This window comes from Paenibacillus castaneae (genome assembly GCF_002884445.1).
In the GTDB taxonomy this organism is placed as follows: Bacteria; Bacillota; Bacilli; order Paenibacillales; family Paenibacillaceae; genus Pristimantibacillus; species Pristimantibacillus castaneae.
The window spans coordinates 842,120-857,863 of the sequence record NZ_KZ614144.1 but is presented as its reverse complement, the minus strand read 5'-3'; the positions used below and the strand labels follow the sequence as shown (position 1 = coordinate 857,863).

Below are 15,744 nucleotides of genomic sequence, written 5' to 3'. Positions count from 1 at the left end.
ACTTCCTTCGCTTAGCTTCTCTTTCTATAATCCCCCGGCGTCATGCCCGTGTTATCCTTAAACAGCTTGCTGAAATGGGCCAAGCTTCCGCAGCCTATGCGATCTGCGACCTCATATACCTTTAAGCTGGTATCCTTAAGCAAATTTTTAGCTATATCCATACGCTTGCGAGTAATATAGTCGCTGAAATTCTCATCTGTCTCTTCCTTGAAAAGATAGCCGAGATAATTGGGCGAGAACGAGAAGGCGTTCGCTACTTCTTTTAACGTAATATTTTTGTGCAGTCTCTCTACGATATAACTTTCAATCTCACGAATCAGCTTGATGTTTTTACGCAGTTTCTTGTTATGGAAAAGCTCCGAAATTTCAAAAATGATTTTACGAAGCCAAGAATGAATATCGTCTATCGTTTCAAACTTAAACAGCATTTCGATCACATGACGATCCCGCCGCAATATGCTGAACAAATTTTCGTTCAACGCTGTCAAATATACATCCAGCTTGGAGATGATATACAAAGAGTAGTTGTGAATAGCCGCCTGGCTGTCTATATTTTTCACATGCAGGAACAGTTCCTCCATGCAATCCACAATTTGTACCAGCTCATAGTTGGACATGGCAGCAAATAAGGTATCAACTGTGCTGTCAATATTGAATGCATTCTCATGCACCGATTCCCGTGCGGGCGAGAAGCAGATGATCTTGCCCTTCCCTTGGAACATCTTCGCAGACAACGCCTTGCAGGCTTGATTATAGGAGAGTTGGAGCTGATCAAGTTTGCCGACATATCCACCTAGCCCAATGGTTAAGGTAAGAGGATAACTCTCACCGATACATGTGATCATATCTTCAAGCAGCTTCAATTCGTCTTGATCATCCAATACGATAGCTAGCCGCTGTGGATATAGCTTGCAATATTTATTGATTCCAGCTTCATGGCATTTTTGGAACAAGGTATTAAAGATTTTCTCAGACAAGCACTTGCGCTCTTCCTCAGAATAAGAAGCTATTCGCCAGTTCATATCATCTACCTCTGCAACCGCGACGCATAAACTGCCAGTGTAGCGGCCCAGCCCAAACTGCTCGATTAAGGCGAGGACAGTCCCCTGATCGCCTGCGCCTTCCAGACAGCGGCCCAGCAATTCGTTCTTTAAATAAACCATCGACTGCTGAAGCGATTGCTCTAGTTGAAATTGTCCCTGCTCCTGCTTTAATGAATCCCGAACGCCAGATAAGGCAGCTGTCAGCTCATTATCGTGATCAGGCTTCAGCACATAGCCGCTGGCATTCATCGAAATCGCTTGTTTGGCATATTGAAAATCCTCATAGCCGCTAACAAAAACAATTTTTAAGTCAGGGCTAAAGCGCAGCGCCTTGCTCGCCAGCTCTAATCCTGACATAATAGGCATCTTTATATCGGAGACAAGCACATCCACTTTATGGTTCTGTAAATAATCAAGCGCCGTAAAGGCGTCATTGCAGGCCGATGCGACCTCCATATCAAGCTCGCCCCAAGGTATAAGCTTCTGTATTCCAATCAATTCCAGCTCTTCGTCATCAACAAGTAATACCTTATACAAGAACATCAGCCTCCCATCATTAGTAAAGCCGAAAGAAGAGGACATACGCTAGGCGTACATCCTCTTTCCATTTTCGATTAATGTTATGAAGCATTATTTCCCATTAATTAGAGCCAGGTTTTCTTGCCATTTCGTTGTTTTGTATGCCAACAGCTTCTCGAAGCCGAGTTTATTTGTTTCTGACTTTGCTTTTTCAATTAGGCTAAGCACCTCGTCATCGCTTTTTGCAAACAACATTTTCCCGAAATATTCAGCATGAATATCACCCACCTGTTGGCTGATGATGCCTTCTTCGGAATCCGGTGCCGGATCAATGTTGTTGAATTGTGTATTGTTATAAGACGTTCTCCAAGCTACCGCAACTTGAGCTGCAGCTCCCCAGTTACGTTGGTCTTCAGGCAGCGCTTGTTCAATTTTCGTTTTGCTCGTATCTACGAAAGTCGCATTGCCAGCCCATACATAGGCCTCAAGCTTGTCTTTATCCTTCTGCTCTTGTGATGTCGAGAACCATTTGTCGTTTGGAATAGGAGCTCCATCCGAATCATAATCATCCCAATACAAGCCCTTCGGACCAAAGAACATAATTCGTGTTCCTTCTTCGCCCGTCAACCAATCCAGATAAGCGAATATAGCTTCTGGGTTTTTGGCATTCGTTGTAATTACGTTGACATTCCATCCAAGTGAGTTATAGCCATTCGGATATACCTTGTCTTTGTCTACGCCTGGCTTAACGATCGGCCAGATCATCTCATATCCCGCAGTTGGATCACTAGCCTTCCACGTATTGAGGCCTTCTCTGCCTAGGTTCGTCGCATTGCCACCGACAAATACAGCAATTCTGCCCGTTGCCAGCTTCTCTTTAACCTGATCTTCTTTCTGTGTCATAGCATCCTGTGTAATGAGTCCTTCTCTGAACATCTTGCTTGCAAACAGCATATTTTCTTTCCAAGCTTCATTATCATATATAGTAACGAATTTATTATCTTTTGGATACGCTTTCATGTAGCTGTATACACTTGGAGAATCCTCGGCAAAGCCAGGGAACATAACTTCCACGCCTTGCGCCCCGCGGCCAACCTCTAATGGAATGATGTCAGAATGAGCCGCTTTCACTTGTTTCAAGTAAGCATAGAGGTCATCTGTTGTTTCCAGCTTAGGCGATCCCAATTCCTTATAAATTTTCGTGTTGATAAACCAGCCGTCATTGCCTGTTGGCGCGGCCGTATACCAGTTAGGAAATTGATAGATCTTGCCATCGCTTGAACGAAGCATGTTCAGTGTTTCTTCACCGGCCCACTTTCTCAGGTTCGGATATTTTTCAATATAATCATCGAGCGGAACGAGAGCGCCAGCTTGTCTCAGACGTTCAACATCAGGACCGCGATCCATCATAATCGCATCAGGAAGCTCATTGGAAGCGATCATCGTGCTAAGCTTTTGGGCTGCGGCTCCACCGGATTGAATCGGCTCCACAGTAATTTTGAGATTATCTTGTACCCATTTGCTGTTTGGACTTGCGCCCCATGGCTCCGTTGTCCACCAATCATAGTTCACATAATAAGAAAAGGTAGTAGGTTTTTCACCTAGCACAAAACCGCCGCTTTCTGCCTTTTTGTTATCAGCGCCAGTGCCTTGGCTTGCTGCTGGTTTATTATTTTTATCTGCACAACCAGCGAGCACCATGCTGCTAACAAGAGCGACCGATAACAGCCCCGTAAATAGCTTCTTTCCTTTCATTTCAAAGCGCCTCCCATATTTGTATGATCTAATCTATACTCATCCTTCGCGCATAGCGTCTAGGTTGAATAACGCAGCTACTCTTTCAAAGAGCCCACTAGCACACCTTTTACGAAAAACCGTTGAACGAAAGGATAGACAGCAATAATGGGAAGGGTTGCAACCATCATCGTAGCCATTGTTAACGACTTGGTCGTTACGCTTTGCATGCGGCTCATCGCATCCGCAGCAGCTCCATTGCCTTTGAGAGCTATCGTTAGCTGCTCGCTCATAATGTTGGAATTCAGTATTTGCTGCAGCATCGTTTGAATAGGGAACAATTCCGTTTTGTTAATGAAGATCGTTGCTGTGAACCAATCATTCCAATGATATACCGCTGTGAACAAAGAAAGAGTTGCCAGAACAGGTCCAGACAACGGAAGTACGATTCGGAAGAAAATGCCGAATGTACTGCAGCCGTCAATCTTGGCTGATTCTTCTAAGCCAACCGGCAAGCCCATGAAGAATGTCCGGAAAATAATCATATTCCACACGCTAACGGCTGTCGGTATGACCATAACCCAGAACGAGTTCATTAATCCCAGTTCACGGTTGACCAAGTAGAATGGAATGAGGCCGCCGCTGAAATACATCGTAATGATGGCAAAAATCATATAATATTTTTTGCCGATTACGCCTTTGACAGACAAGCCATAAGCGAATATCGCCGTAAGGAATATCGATATCGCTGTACCTGCAAGCGTACGCATAACAGATATATAGAAGGCATGAAGGATGCGATTGTCTTGAAACACGATTTTATAATTATCAAGTGTGAACTGCCTGGGCCAGATCGTCACGCCACCACGGGATGTATCCATTCCGACATTAAATGAAATAACGGCTGAGTTCCAGAAGGGATACAAGGTTACCATTCCTAGAATGATGAGCAAAATGTAAATGATGATGTGCAAGGTTTTGTCGCTGCTGCTTAGCTTCATGAAGGTTCACCACATTTCTGAATAATAAGGTTGGAGGCTACCATAAGCTCGAACCCGCTCTTCTTGCCAGATAGTTGGCCATCGTCAGCAAGCCTACGCTTATAATTGCTTTGAATAATCCAACGGCTGCGGCATAGGAGAAGCGATTATTGATGATGCCCACTCGGTAAGCGTACGTATCGATGACATCCGCTACGTCGCGAAGCATCGGACTTGAGCCTAGTAGGAGCAAATCATCGAAGCCCGCATTCAATAGTCCGCCAATATTCAGAATCAAAAAAATGAGGATGACCGGTGTAATGGAAGGCAGTGTAATGAGAAATATTTGTTTGAATTTGTTCGCACCGTCAATGGAGGCTGCTTCGTACATGCTTTGATCCACCCCTGCAATTGCAGCTAAATACACAATGGTGGCAAAGCCTATTTCCTTCCACAGGTTCGTCGTAACAATAATTCCCCAGAAATACTCGGGCGTGGACAGGAAATTAATCGGCTTATCGGTCAACCCCAGCGATTGCAGCAAAATGTTCAAGCTTCCGTTATCGACGGACAGAAGAGAGATGGTGAAGCCAGATACAATAACCCAAGACAAGAAGTGCGGCAAATAACTGATGGTTTGAATCACTCGCTTAAATACCATGTTTCGAACTTCATTCAGCATAAGCGCCAGAAGGATCGGCGCCGGAAAACCGATGAACAGCTTCAAGAGACTGATGACAATGGTGTTTCGTATAACCCGGAAAAAGTCGGGTGAATGGAAGAAGGCTTCAAAATGTTTTAGGCCCGTCCACTGGCTCCCAAAAAAACCTTTAAACAAGCTATAATCCTGGAACGCCATAAGGACGCCATACATTGGAAGGTAACTAAATACGAATATAAATATCAATGCAGGCCATATCATGGCTTGAACCTGCCACTGGGACAAGAAACGCTTCCAAAGTGGTTTTGCCCGAGGGGAGATTGTAATCGTTGATGATGCCGAAATAGGTGTGCGCAAGCTTCCATGCCTCCCATATCCATTCATTTGATTTGATTCTAATCTCCCAGCGGGCTTGATTCTACTTGCGAATTCAACGAAAAGTATCGTAAATCAACGGAGTATTTGACAAGGCTATCCCTTCACCGCGCCTGCTGTTATACCACGTGACATTTGTTCTGTGAAAAGCAAATACGTAATAACGGTCGGCAGAGCAATCAACGTCATTACGGCGAATTGCGCCCCGTAATTCGATGAATACTGGCCCGTAAATTTCATAATGGAGAACGGCAGCGTCTTGAATGTTTCCGAAGTGAGAAACGTATTCGCCATAATAAATTCATTCCACCAGCTAATAAAGTTCATTATGCAAACCGTCGCGATTGCTGGCTTCGTAATGGGAAGAATGATACGGAAAATGATACCGAAGACGGAGCAGCCATCCATAACAGCCGATTCTTCAATACTCCTTGGAATCGTCTCCATGAAGCCTGAAATAATGAGCATGCTTATAGGCAGCGAGAAAGCGATATACGGAAGAATAAGCGACAGCGGGTTATCGATGAGATGAAGCCAATCAAATAATATAAAATTAGGCAGCAAGGTGGCGTGTATAGGAACGATCATCCCCAGCAAAATTAACGCCATTGTCGCCTTGCGCAGCTTCCACTGCATTCTTACGAACGCATAGCTCAGCATAACCGACAGTATGGCGGCAACCAGGATTGTAACCATCGTAATAAAAAAGCTGTTCAACATAAATTTAGGTACGCTTCCGTAGGTGAATGCATTCACATAGTTGGTCCACTCCAGCTTCTCAGGCCATTTCAATATGCTTTTGCCAAAAAACTCCCCGCTTTTCAAAAAGGAATAATTAATTAACCAAACAAGCGGGAAAATTTGCAGCAGCGCGATCCCCCATAAAACCGTATGCAATAATACTTTCAATACCGGTGACGGCGCGTTTTGTTTATTTCCCTTCGACGGCTTGCCTAGCCGCGCAGATGCGGTTGTTTTCATAATTGGCGCCTCCTTTCCTCAATCTAAAACTCACCGACGTCTTTTTTGAACGCTTTGTTCATGACGACTGTTATGATTAGGCATATAATAACGAACACGACCGAAATAGCATTTCCATAGCCGTAAAGCGACGAGGAAAATGCGGTTTTGTATAAATAATTACCAACGAATTGCGTCGTATTGACTGGTCCGCCATTCGTCATAAGAAATACCGTCTCCATCTGCTTCAAGCAGGCCGTTACCGCAATAACGACAGCTACCCGCACCATGGGGGTCAGCAGTGGAATAACAACCTTTGTATACAGGCTGATACGGCCTGCACCGTCAAGCTCAGCTGCTTCGTAGAGATCCTTCGGAATGCCCTGAAGACCTGCATAATAAAGAAGCAGCGCATACCCAAAGCCCTGCCACATCACGACAACGATTATGCTCCAAATGGCGAGCTGCGGATCTCCTAGCCAATCCTGCTTCCAAGCGCTAAGCCCGATGCCATCCAATATTTTATTTAACATCCCGTAATTCGGATGGAATACGCTTACCCACATTTTCGAGGTAACAACGATTGAAATAACAGCCGGTATAAAAAATATGGCGCGAAACAGCTTCTCGAATCTCCCGGAGTGCATGACTAGAATCGAGAAGAACAGTGCGATCGGATGCTGAATGAGCAAGGTTGCCGCAAGCAGCAGCAGCGCATGCCATAAAGAACGCCAAAATACGGCATCATGAAACAATATATTCGTATAATTGGTTAACCCGACGAATTCATAGGAGCCGATGCCCTTCCAATTCGTCGTTCCGTAATAACCGCTCATGGCTATAGGAAAACACACCATAAAAAGAAAAAGAAATAAACCTGGTGCGACCAACCAAAAGACAGTGATTCGATTGCTTAGCAGTTTGTGCATGGCCTTCCTCACCTCTATCTATGTTGTATAAAAGCGGGAGCAGCCGAATGAAATTCGCCTGCTCCCTTATTTTTTATTTTCTCAATACACTTACAGCTGCATCTAATTCCTTCAAAAAGTCCTCTGCCGAAATTTGCTTGCCGAACAGCTTCTGGTGGGATTCCATTACTTTCGTTTTGAACTCATCCGTGCCATTATCATGGAATGGCGTACCGCTGGAGGAGGTCATCGAACCAAACATATCGACCAGCTGCTTTTGCAATGCAGACTCATTGCCAGTCAAGAAATCGTTAAATACTTGTGCCGGAGTACCTGAACCCGTCTGCCATAATTGCTTTGCCCAATTGTCCGGTGCGAAGAAATATTTCAGGAATGCTACTGCTGCTTCTTGGTTTTTGGAGTTTTTGGAGATGGAATAACCGCCGCCGAACCAAGCTGCTACATCAGTCGCTTTGCCTTTAGCTGTCGTTGGATAAGAGATAGCCCCTACATTGTTGCGGAATTCCTCAGAGAAGTTCTCATCTGTTGCCAAGCCTGCTTCCCAGTTGCCCATTACATACATGGCTACTTGGCCTTGACCGAAGAGGTTGCGGGCCGTTCCATAGTCTGCCGTTAAGAAGCCATCTGCCAGAGCTTTATTTTCTGCTAGCGCTAGCAGGTCCTGTGCCGCTGCCAGGAAATCCGCATCGCTTGCGAATGTGCTTTTGCCCGCCAGCACATCATCGATTTTATTGAAATCGCCTGTCTGACGCTGTGCCGCATATTCAAACCAAATTGGCAATGACCAGCCTTCCATCGCATTCGTAGCAATTGGATTAATGCCTTTTGCTCTTAACTGTTTGGATACTTCCAGCAGTTCTGCAGTCGTAGTCGGCACTTGCAGATTGTTATCGTCGAAAATCTTCTTGTTATAATAGAGAACGAGGAAATCTGCGCCTCTCGGCAGACCATACAGCTTTCCATCTTGGGAGAAGCCGTCCATTGCGCCGGAAACGAATTTGTTTGATGTGAATTCATCGGCATTAAGCTCCATTAGCATGTCGCTGTCAATAAGCGGTTTAATGAATGAGCTTTGGCCCCACGATTGAATAATGTCCGGCACCGTGTTAGTTGAAGCATATACTTTAATTTTGGACTTGTACGGCTCATCCTGAAGCGCCTCAACCTCAATTTTCACATTCGGGTTATCTGCCATATACGCATCAATGATGGCTTGCTCGATCTTACCCGCTCCGTTCGTTCGATCTGCCAGCGCAGTAAACAGCTTCAGCGTAATTTGTTCAGCAGGCTTATCTTTATTAGGCTCTTTCGTTGCTGCCGGTTCCTTCGTACTCTTATCCGTATTATTTTTATTGACGTTGTTACTAGTGCCGCAGGCCGCCAACACAAATACTAGAATGATGACTGTACATAATGACAATAATTTTTTCATCGTTACCCCACCTTTTTTTTGTTGAACAGGTGTCCTTCCCCTGCCTGCACTCATTATAGCGTGGAATTATTAACCAAAATATGACTCATATTTTAGAATAGATGCCTCATTTTTTGGATTATCAGTAAAATAGCAGATTGCCTCCGTCGTTTCTTGTATAATGAACGTACAAATCCAGCTATTAAAGGTGAAGCGAATGAGAGCTCTATTTCCTCCATTTCGAAACATTACTCTACAGCGTAAATTGCTGACGTTAATCATTCCGCTTCTTATTGTAACAGTCGGCATCACGGGCCTTTTCTCCTACATAATCGCGTCTAGAGAGGTCGTAGAAAAAATTCGGCAAGCTCAGATGAATATGGCTGTGAAAACAAAGGATCAGCTTGACTATTTCGCCCAAAGCACCATCAGCTTCTCCAATTATTTATTTCTGAATCCGACCGTCCAAGCGATGGTCATGAACGGCGATACACCTCAGCGGCGTGATCAAGTATTTAAAAATTTGCTCCCTCTTATGGTTACCGGAGAGTCTATTCAAACGATGGTTCTGTACCCGGCTCAGACTAATATGGAGTCAAGTCAGCCGTTCGTTATTACACAGACGGGTATTGCAAGCGCTATCAGTTACGATCGCTTTAAAGCAACCAAATATTATGAACGGCTAAATGCATCGCCCAACCAATTAATCTGGGAGCTGATCAAGCCGTCGGATAGCATATTGCCCGGTGATTATCATCATAAGCTGATGCTGATCAAGCCGTACAAAAACTTTTACAACTATGAAAATAACGGACTTCTTGTTCTAGGCATGGATGCGGATAAACTGAGTCAAAGCCTATTTCATGACAATGAGGGTGCTATTCAGTTTATTATGGACAACAACGGCGACATTCTGGCAGCGACTGACTTAAGGTGGATTGGAAAGCCCATTACGAAACTGCCGATATTCGAGCAAGCAGGCTCCACACAGGAAGAACCCGCTTCTGGGCTTGCCAAGCTGAAAAATAACGCGGAATTTATCGTGTCGGATTCAGCATCGGACATAACCGGCTGGCATGTTGTCGTTATACAGGATCGCAGCAAGCTGGTCGTAGAGCTCAAGCATATCGGCTCCGTAACCATTACCATTATGGCAGCCATGGGATTTATCACTATTCTTCTGTCATGGATCATTACGAGAATTATTACGAATCCGATGAAAAAACTAATGCTGTCGATGAAAGCACTGCAAATCGGGGACTTTTCCCAGCGGGTGTACTTAAACGGCAACGATGAGATCGGGCGTCTTGGCCATTTGTACAACACGATGGTCGAGCGAGTGAAAACATTAATTGATGATGTATATGCGTCTAGCCTAAAGCAGCGGGAAGCGGAGCTTAAAGCGCTGCAATCGCAAATTAATCCGCATTTTCTCTACAATACATTAAATATGATTAATTGGAGCGCCATGCAGAAAGGCGATCAAGAAATATCCGAGATGGTCGTGTCACTGTCGCAGGTGTTTCGTTTAAGTTTGAATAGCGGAAATGATTTCGTGGAATTAGAGCAGGAGCTGGAGCTGGTAAGGCACTACTTATTTCTGCAAAAGAAACGTTATCCCGCTCGGCTTCACTTCGAGATCGAAACGGATGCTGCGCTTAAGCACTTCCGCATGCCGAAACTTCTCATTCAGCCGCTAGTAGAAAATGCGATTATTCATGCCATCGAGCCATCTGAAGGAACTTGCAACATTCATGTAAGCGCCTATAAAGAAGAGGGCTGGATTATTCTTGAGGTGACAGATAACGGACCAGGCATACCAGAGGAGCAATTGCTTCTGTTACAGAAAAACGCTGCAGCGGATAAGGCTAATCGCAATATGGTACAGTCGCCCTCATCTATGGCGCTGTCCAATATTAAGGAGAGGCTGAATTTATATTACGAGCAGGCAGAGCTAAGCATTCAGAGCAAAGAGGGCATAGGCACAAGAGTGCAAGTACGAATTAAGCAGGGGGACAACGAATATGTCGCTTAAAATGATCGTCGCAGAGGATGAGCAATCATTCCGTGAAGGACTCCTTACGCTTATTGATTGGAAGATGTACGATATCGAAATTTCTGGAGAAGCGGAGAACGGCCGGCAAGCTTTAGAACTGATGAAGGAAAATCCGCCAGACGTGCTCCTGACTGATATCCGGATGCCCTACTTGAACGGACTTGAGCTCATTCGCGAAGCAAAAGCAGCCGGTTTGCAGTTCCATACGGTGCTCCTAACCGGTTACAACGAATTTGAATACGCTAGAGAAGCTATAAAGCTGGGCGTTTCCGATTATATATTAAAGCCATGTATGCCGAATGATATTATACGCGTCCTCTTGGATGTGAAACAAAAGATCAAAGCTTCCGAATATGAGGATCATCATATGACGGAGATGAGCCGCACTTGGAACCGCAACATTCATTTGTTGAAAAATCAAATTTTGTCACAGTGGCTTCAACAGCCGTTAATGCCCCTAGAGGATCGGTCAGTTGCGATGAGAGAGGTCAATCTTTCCCTGCAAGTCGGTCCTATAGAAGTGGGTTTAATTCGAATTGACAATGACGATAGCAACAACAGCTTCTCATCTAAACGAGATTTAGAGCTCATTCGGTATGCTCTGCTCAATATTGCCGAAGAAACGTTAGGTGCCCACTATGACGGCAAGCTTGAGGTCATCCGGCACGGCGAGGAAATGCTCTGGATTGGCAATTGCACAACGATTAATTCGAATGACGGCCAAGAAGCCATTATGCGAGTATTGCAGCAAAATCTAGAATCTTATTTGAAGCTATCCATCAGTCTATCGCTCAGCTCAGCGCAAGCATCGGTGAACGATGCCCACCTGGGCTATCAAGAAGCGCTCGAAGCGATGGAACGACGCTTCTATCAAGGCAGGGGCGGCATCTTCCTGTTCTCCGAAATCAATCGCCAGCCGTCCCCTGCTAGCTCTATCCTTGATGATATATACTTGCAGCGCATGGAGATGAAGCTGCTCGGGTATCTTCAGAATGAACAATACGGGCAGGCGGTAGACTCCATCGATACCGGCTTCGCTTACATAAGAGATCAAACAGACTATTCACGCGCTGAAATTATTTTGCGGGTAACTAGCCTCATCTTGGAGCTGCAAAAATTCGCCAAAGAGCGATATTCCGGCTCTATAGAGTGGCAGGACGGCGTTATTAATTGGATAGAAAAAATACCGGATATGGAGACGCTCGACAATTGCTCCGCCATTGTGCAAAAAATTATTCAGAACATCGTCGAAGCCGCTTCTAATCGAAAAACACTGCATCGGACGGTTCATGCTACGATCGAGCTGATCAAAAATAAATACCATACAAATCTGACGCTGGAGCAAGCAGCGAAGGAAACATTTGTAAGCAACTCCTATTTGAGCTCTCTGTTCAAGCAAGAGCTTGGTGTTAACTTTCTCGATTATTTACACCAGTATCGCGTCGAGCGAGCGAAGGAACTGCTGCGTGAGAGTTACAAAATTTACGCCATCGCCAAGCAGGTAGGCTACCAGGAAGAGCGGCATTTCAGCTCCACCTTCAAGAAATGGACCGGACTAACGCCTAGACAGTACCAGAAAAGTTATGCAGCAGAATGAGCTTGCGGTGTACTTTCCGGCTCTTGCCATATTGTAGTTTCCATCTGGAGGCTCTTTTCTGATAGAATGGATAACACAGGCTATCTATCGGAGGTAACAATTTTGGATTATATTATATTAGATATTGAATTTAACGGCCGCAAATTCGCCAGCGATTTACCTATGGAGGTCATCGAGATTGGCGCAGTTCGGCTAAATAGCGCTTTAGAGCAAGTTGATGAATTTTCTGCATTGATCAAACCTATTTATTTCTCGAAGCTTAACAGCTTTATTAAGAAAAAAACCGGTATTCCGCAGGAAGATATCGACGCGGCGAGCCGCTTTCCTAAAGTGATTGCTGATTTCACCCGATGGCTGAAAAAAAGCGAAGCCTTCCTCCTCTTTACGTGGGGCGGCGAGGATTTGAAGCGAATTGTTTATGATACACGGATGCATAAGCTTGATGACAGCTTCTGGATGGCTGCTGACTATTTCGACCTGTTAAAAGGATATATTCGTTATAAGAATGTAACGAACGACGTCAGCGTCGAAGCGGCTTTAATTGATCTCGAAATAACGGCTGAAGGCTCCGCACATCGTGCTCTTGATGATGCACGGATGACTGCTGAAGTATTCCGCAAAATATTCACCGAGCTGGATTTCGAACTCAAGCAGCAATTCAAAGATATGTACACCAACGCTAAGGAACGCAGAATGGTCAAAAATGCGATTCGTTCCATGCACGCTCAGAAGATCGTTCCGCAGTGGGAAGTGTTCGCCGAGAAGTATTTAGCGGGTAAAGCCTCATTCGAGGATGTAAGAAAAGTCGCAGAGCTGCAGCAATATTTCGATGCGGAGCTGGAGAAGGCGGCGAAGCCTACGGCTGGACAAGCTGGATAGCACACCCTCTTCGTATGATCCTATGTGCTCGTTTTCTTCGAAATAGAGCTAATTTCTAGCTCTATTTGTCCTAAAGGAAGCTAATTTTGTGTAATAGAGCTAATTTCTAGCTCTATTTCTTCTCATCTAACATCATATGAGCTCGCAGCTGCTCATTTTCTTCGAAATAGAGCTAATTTCTAGCTCTATTTCTTCTCATCTAACATCATATGAGCTCGCAGCTGCTCATTTTCTTCGAAATAGAGCTAATTTCTAGCTCTATTTGCCCTAAAGGAAGCTGATTTTGTGAAATAGAGCTAGTTTCTAGCTCTATTTTCCGAAAGGACGCTTAGTTTCTGGGATGAGGCTGGTCCACTAGATTTAAATTGATGGAAGTGTCGTGCTACATAAGGGAGTGGTTTTGCTCAGGCTGCCCTTCAGCTATCTGGAAGCTGTCAGAGGGATCGTGACGGAATGAACAGCAGAAATGCCATTCTCAAATTCTGCTGATCCGTTAGGCTCAAAGAGCAGCAAAGCATAGGCGGTAATTGGTTTTTCTTTAATGTGAATGATTATGCTGAACGTACCCCAAGCCGGGCCTCCGGCACTTGCCTTCGTATATGACTGCAGGATTGGCTTCTGTTTCTCAAGCACCTCATAGCCGACGATCCCCTCAAGCACTTTCGCTTCACCTGATACGCTATAATGTCCAGCTGCAATTCTTCTCACTCTAATATTGCGAAATACTCCAATAGGTATAAACGTGGCTTCTGTTTGCAGCTTTTGCCTCAGCTTCATAAGCTCTTCTTTGGATGGATATGGATTAGGCAGCGAGAGCGCGTAATCGATAGATTGGATAGCCAAGCGCAGCAGCCCCGCTTTCCTTTGCGCATCTGCGAGATAATACCAATAGATCGAGGATTGAGGCAATTTCTCAATCAATTCCTCGTAATAACCGATCACCTTGCGGAAATAATACGGATAAACATCCTCGGCCATTACGAGTCCTTGCAAGCCAAGACGGTAAACTGCGATTTTATAAGCCTCTCCTGAATCATGCACCCATATCGCAAGCTCATCCCTACCATCCTTCCCCGAAACGGATGGCATGTCTTCAACCTCCAGCCTGCTGAACAAAATCCCCCTTGCAACGGTGTCCTTCAATGTCCCTTCCCGCCACTGCAGCAAGCTCAGCTCTGACCACATGCTGCCGATATGCCAGCCCAATATAATGGTTTGTGCATTCTCGCTCGCAAGGGGAGCAGCAAGCAAATGGGTGAGGTCAGCACCATTTCCTTTCTCAGTGGCTCGTCTCCTCCAAACACCTTCCATTTGTTTAAATACGCTAATAAATAAGTCACCCTGCTCTATATAAACAACAATAATTTCATTGAAGCCGTCACCGTCGATGTCAGTCAATATACAGGCTGGACTCCCGTCAGGAAGCTTGGCAAACCTCGCACTAAGCGGAAGCAGGCCTGCAATGACATCCAAATTATTCTTAAGCGGAATAAAGCTCATCAGCTTTCCTCCTTCTTTCACTAGCTTCTTCTGAGATGTATGCTCAATACGCGTAAAAAAGCACTTTCTCTCCCTTCTATGGAAACATAAAATGATATAAAGCCTTTTGACAAATATAACAATTGCAAGCTGCTCACCGGTTATAGTACGATAACGTACGGGAAGCTGAGGCTTACTACATACAGCATTGGAGATCACGCAACTATGAACCGAAACATTAAACCTCTTGCAGCCTTTGAAATACTTTATATCATCGGTATTATCGCCATATCCTTCTCCTCTATATTCGTTCGTTGGTCTAATGCAGATGTGTCCGTTATCGCCATGTATCGATTATATTTAACGAATCTGATTATGCTGCCGCTCGTTTGGAAGTATCGTACTGAAATCTTTCATTTAACCGCGCGGCAATGGTATTTACTGACGGCTTCCGGCATTATGCTGGGACTGCATTTTCTGCTATGGATGGGATCGCTGCGATTAACGACCGTAGCCAGCTCGACTGTTATATTAACGCTTGAGCCAGTACTGGTCATGCTAGGATCTTATTGGCTGTTCAAGGCGAAGGCTAGCCGCATTATGCTGGCAGGTATGGGTATTGCGATGGTCGGCTCAATCGTCATAGGCTCAGGTGACTTCAGCCTCTCAAGAGAAGCATTGCTAGGCGATATTTTATCCTTTCTAGGTACGGTTGCCGTAGCCGTTCACATGCTGATCGGCAAGCAGCTCCGCAAGGATATGAGTGCATTTGCTTATAATTTTTGGGTGTTTTTTATGGCAGCGACAGCTCTTGCCTTCTATAACGCTGCACGCGGATATTCGTTTACCGGTTACAGCACGAAGGAATGGGGCATATTCCTGCTGCTAGCCATTGTTCCAACGCTGTTCGGCCATTATCTGTTCAACTGGCTGCTGAAGCATATGAGTGCCACGGCCGTATCCATGTCGGTGCTTGGTGAGCCTGTAATAGCATCCCTGCTTGCTTGGGTGCTTCTGAAGGAAGCGCTGACGGCCTACCAGCTGGCGGCAGGCGCATTGATTCTTTTTGGCGTCTGGCTATTCATCCGTCACGGAAAAGAATAAATCAACAAGAAGAGCGT

The 15,744-nt window shown here is 45.1% G+C and carries 12 protein-coding genes; 4 read left to right on the top strand and 8 right to left on the bottom strand.

Going from position 1 to position 15,744, the window contains the following annotated elements; genetic code table 11:
• Positions 1-11: 11 nt before the first annotated feature.
• The 7 genes from CEF13_RS03610 to CEF13_RS03580 all read right to left on the bottom strand — a co-directional run bounded on the left by CEF13_RS03610 (position 12) and on the right by CEF13_RS03580 (position 8,633).
• Positions 12-1,580 carry a response regulator gene (locus CEF13_RS03610; protein ID WP_166742852.1) on the bottom strand — a complete coding sequence of 523 codons (1,569 nt, stop codon included), beginning with the start codon at positions 1,578-1,580 and terminating at the stop codon, positions 12-14.
• Positions 1,581-1,673: 93 nt separating this feature from the next.
• Positions 1,674-3,317 carry an extracellular solute-binding protein gene (locus tag CEF13_RS03605; protein WP_102709456.1) on the bottom strand — a complete coding sequence of 548 codons (1,644 nt, stop codon included), beginning with the start codon at positions 3,315-3,317 and terminating at the stop codon, positions 1,674-1,676.
• A gap of 77 nt (positions 3,318-3,394) precedes the next feature.
• Positions 3,395-4,297, bottom strand: coding sequence for a carbohydrate ABC transporter permease (locus CEF13_RS03600; protein ID WP_102709455.1), 903 nt, complete (start codon positions 4,295-4,297; stop codon positions 3,395-3,397).
• Between the two features lie 37 nt (positions 4,298-4,334).
• Positions 4,335-5,198, bottom strand: coding sequence for an ABC transporter permease (locus CEF13_RS03595; RefSeq protein ID WP_102716195.1), 864 nt, complete (start codon positions 5,196-5,198; stop codon positions 4,335-4,337).
• A 210-nt stretch (positions 5,199-5,408) separates the two neighbouring features.
• Complete coding sequence (locus CEF13_RS03590; RefSeq protein WP_102709454.1) at positions 5,409-6,293, bottom strand: carbohydrate ABC transporter permease; 885 nt, start codon at positions 6,291-6,293, stop codon at positions 5,409-5,411.
• Between the two features lie 23 nt (positions 6,294-6,316).
• Positions 6,317-7,201 (bottom strand): carbohydrate ABC transporter permease, encoded by an 885-nt coding sequence (locus CEF13_RS03585; protein WP_102709453.1) that lies wholly within the window; start codon positions 7,199-7,201, stop codon positions 6,317-6,319.
• Between the two features lie 73 nt (positions 7,202-7,274).
• On the bottom strand, positions 7,275-8,633 hold the full coding sequence (locus tag CEF13_RS03580; protein ID WP_166742851.1) for an ABC transporter substrate-binding protein: 1,359 nt from the start codon (positions 8,631-8,633) through the stop codon (positions 7,275-7,277).
• A 196-nt stretch (positions 8,634-8,829) separates the two neighbouring features.
• On the opposite strand from CEF13_RS03580, the gene CEF13_RS03575 reads away from it, so the two are divergent.
• From CEF13_RS03575 to CEF13_RS03565, 3 genes are all read left to right on the top strand, one after another.
• The gene (locus CEF13_RS03575) at positions 8,830-10,647 is read left to right on the top strand and encodes a sensor histidine kinase (RefSeq protein ID WP_166742850.1); all 1,818 of its coding nucleotides are present in this window, start codon (positions 8,830-8,832) and stop codon (positions 10,645-10,647) included.
• Positions 10,637-12,265: a response regulator transcription factor gene (locus CEF13_RS03570; RefSeq protein ID WP_102709450.1), complete on the top strand. Its 1,629-nt coding sequence runs from the start codon at positions 10,637-10,639 to the stop codon at positions 12,263-12,265. The genes CEF13_RS03575 and CEF13_RS03570 overlap by 11 nt, the downstream gene beginning before the upstream one ends.
• A gap of 102 nt (positions 12,266-12,367) precedes the next feature.
• Positions 12,368-13,144 carry a 3'-5' exonuclease gene (locus CEF13_RS03565; protein ID WP_102716194.1) on the top strand — a complete coding sequence of 259 codons (777 nt, stop codon included), beginning with the start codon at positions 12,368-12,370 and terminating at the stop codon, positions 13,142-13,144.
• A gap of 420 nt (positions 13,145-13,564) precedes the next feature.
• Here the strand turns inward: CEF13_RS03565 and CEF13_RS03560 are convergent, their stop codons facing one another.
• Positions 13,565-14,644 (bottom strand): Gmad2 immunoglobulin-like domain-containing protein, encoded by a 1,080-nt coding sequence (locus CEF13_RS03560; RefSeq protein ID WP_102709449.1) that lies wholly within the window; start codon positions 14,642-14,644, stop codon positions 13,565-13,567.
• A 204-nt stretch (positions 14,645-14,848) separates the two neighbouring features.
• Here CEF13_RS03560 and CEF13_RS03555 point away from each other — a divergent pair, with 204 nt between their 5' ends.
• Positions 14,849-15,727: a DMT family transporter gene (locus tag CEF13_RS03555; protein WP_102709448.1), complete on the top strand. Its 879-nt coding sequence runs from the start codon at positions 14,849-14,851 to the stop codon at positions 15,725-15,727.
• Positions 15,728-15,744: the final 17 nt, after the last annotated feature.